Below are 2,580 nucleotides of genomic sequence, written 5' to 3' on the forward strand. Positions count from 1 at the left end.
AGTCTGAGTTAACGATTTTGTTGTAGAGCTTGCCTACTTCATCCCAATCTAAGACATTAAAAAACTCTTTTATATAATCGCCTCTTAGATTTTTGTATTTTAGATAATAGGCGTGTTCCCATACATCAATGCCCAAAATAGGCGTCCATTTGCCTTGAGATTGGGTTATTGGGTTATCTTGATTGGGAGTAGAGCTTACTTGAAGATTGCCTTGGCTATCGGCTGAAAGCCATGCCCAACCAGAACCAAACCTAGTAGAAGCAGCCTGAGTTAGTTGTTCTTTTAGCGCTTCAAAACTGCCAAAGGTAGCGTCAATTTTTTCTTTTAGCTCGCCCTCGGGCGTTTTTTGAGGATTGGGCGACATTATAGAAAAATACAAGTTATGGTTATAATAGCCGCCGCCGTTGTTTTGCAATTGAATTCTTAACGCAGGATCTTGAACTTGGTCAAGCGAGGCTAGAATTTCCTCTGCGGTTATGCCCGCAAGTCCAGCCTTTTCCACTGCATCGTTAAAATTTTTGGTATAAGCCGCATGGTGTTTGCTGTAATGGGTAATCATAGTCAATTCGTCAATATAGGGTTCTAGATCTTTAAAATTATATCTTAATTTAACTTGCTCAAACATTTTTATATTCTCCTTTTTTTATTTTTTTGTAATTGTAGTCTAACATTAAAATATTAACCAATCAAGAAAACAACCCTTACTTAAGTAACTATTGCACATAAGGCTAAGATTATAAATTCTAGCAAATTAGATAAAAAAATCTGCATTTTTGCAGATTTTTTAATTAATGCTTTGAGATATTTTTGATATAAGGATGTTCCTTTCGTAAATTTTCATTAATTTCGGACGGGTGTATCTTTGAATAAAGACAGGCAAGATTTGCAAAAAGAAATTTACAACCGCCACAGGGCCTGTAATCCAAAACGCGTATTTTATCGGGAAAAATAAAATTACGGCAACTCCTAAAAACGCGGACAACAAGTGAAGCGTTTCGGCATAGCATGTTTCTTCTAAAAATTTGAATATATAGTCGTTGTTATTTATATCTACAATCTTGTCTTTTTTGAAATCGCACAACTGCCCCATTTCAGGAATGCGGTCTTTCCATTTTTTTATGCCAATGCTTTCATAAAAATTTCTCTCAAATTCAAAAACATGATATATTTTTTTATATGGATTAAACCATTTATTAGGCATTTTATGTATTATAAACGCCACTACCGCGTCAATCAAAAAAACAATAAACGACGCGATAAACACAGTAGAGATAACGCTAAAAATTGTCATGCCAAAAGCGTTAATAGTAAAAAATATGTTTACAACCGAAATCAAAGCCATACTAAAAAATATTATAAAAAGATAAGCAAACATAAATCAATCCCCTTTCAACCGTTTTGATTATATTTTAAGCTTTTTGCCGTAAAATTCTTGATATTTATCGCAACACATTTGATAATTTTTTTGACGCATATATTCAATGTTTTGTTTTGCGTCTAGTTCTTCTTTGGCAAAAATAGGCTTCATAATATGCAATATAAAATATTTTTCTTCCATGCCGTCTTGGTTTATCTTGCCTGAATTTCTAAATGTGATAAACATGGGAATAACAGGCACGCCGAATTTGACCGCATAATGAAACGCGCCCTTTTTGTAAGGCCTTGGCTTGTCATACATGTGCCACATAGCTTCTTCGGGATAAAACAATATATAATTTTTTCTCTCAAGGTAATATTTCATAGCGTAGTTAAATCTTTTCATGTTCTCGTATTTTGAACTAAAAGGCATCATCCCGCCAGCGCGCATCATCTCGCCCAAAAAGCCTTTTCTATTATTAAACTCGGCCGCTGTTATTTTGAGCCTATGGCCTCTTAAGCCGTATTTTGCCACAAGACAGTCGTATATGTAAACATGGTTGCAAGTGACTATTGCGGAATCAATTCCATTTAGATAATGTCTTCCCAAAACTTTGGTTTTTATGATTTTTTTGTTGAGATATAATGTATAAGGCTTGACAATAAAGGTGTTTTGAAAAAACACCTTTATCCGTTCTAAGCCTTTTTTAATATAATTGAAATTATCTACCGAAATAGCGATATCATAATCAATAGGGTTTATATGTTGGTCAAATTCTCCTTTGCTTTCCAATAATTTGATTTTTTCCAAAACATCTAATCTTGGAGCAGGCATACAAACTCTCCTTCTTCTTCGGGTATTCGTTTTACCGTAATTTCTTCATCAGTTTTAGCCTGAGGAATTTGCATTTTGAAATCAATTCTGTCAATAACTTCCCAGCCTCTATTTTTCTTGGTAAACAAAGCCCTAGAAATTATATGAATATATCCCATATAAAAGATTGGATGGGCAAACAATAAAACGATTTTTCTAAAAATTGAGATGGGCATATTTTTTCTTTCCACAATCAAACACATTAACGACAATAAGAAAAATGACATTGCCGGATATTGATGTGTTATGCCAAATAGCCGAATTATACGGCGTTTCTTTTGAGTATCTTATCAGGGAAGGTTCTATGCAAGAAAAACGCGCTTTCATGACCAAAAAAGAGCGCGAAAATA

Annotated in this window: 4 protein-coding genes; all 4 read right to left on the minus strand. The window is 34.0% G+C overall.

The window, feature by feature from the left end; all coding sequences use genetic code 11:
• Window positions 1–625: superoxide dismutase (locus GX756_04135; protein ID NLC17048.1), on the minus strand; the 625-nt coding region annotated here is incomplete at its 3' end.
• A 159-nt stretch (window positions 626–784) separates the two neighbouring features.
• Entirely contained in the window at window positions 785–1,375 is a 591-nt protein-coding gene (locus GX756_04140; protein ID NLC17049.1) for a hypothetical protein, read from the minus strand.
• A 27-nt stretch (window positions 1,376–1,402) separates the two neighbouring features.
• Window positions 1,403–2,191, minus strand: coding sequence for a hypothetical protein (locus tag GX756_04145; GenBank protein ID NLC17050.1), 789 nt, complete (start codon window positions 2,189–2,191; stop codon window positions 1,403–1,405).
• Window positions 2,173–2,406, minus strand: a complete 234-nt coding sequence (locus GX756_04150; GenBank protein NLC17051.1) for a hypothetical protein — start codon at window positions 2,404–2,406, stop codon at window positions 2,173–2,175. The genes GX756_04145 and GX756_04150 overlap by 19 nt, the downstream gene beginning before the upstream one ends.
• Window positions 2,407–2,580 lie beyond the last annotated feature (174 nt).

Source organism: Clostridiales bacterium (assembly GCA_012512255.1).
Taxonomy (GTDB): Bacteria; Bacillota; Clostridia; order Christensenellales; family DUVY01; genus DUVY01.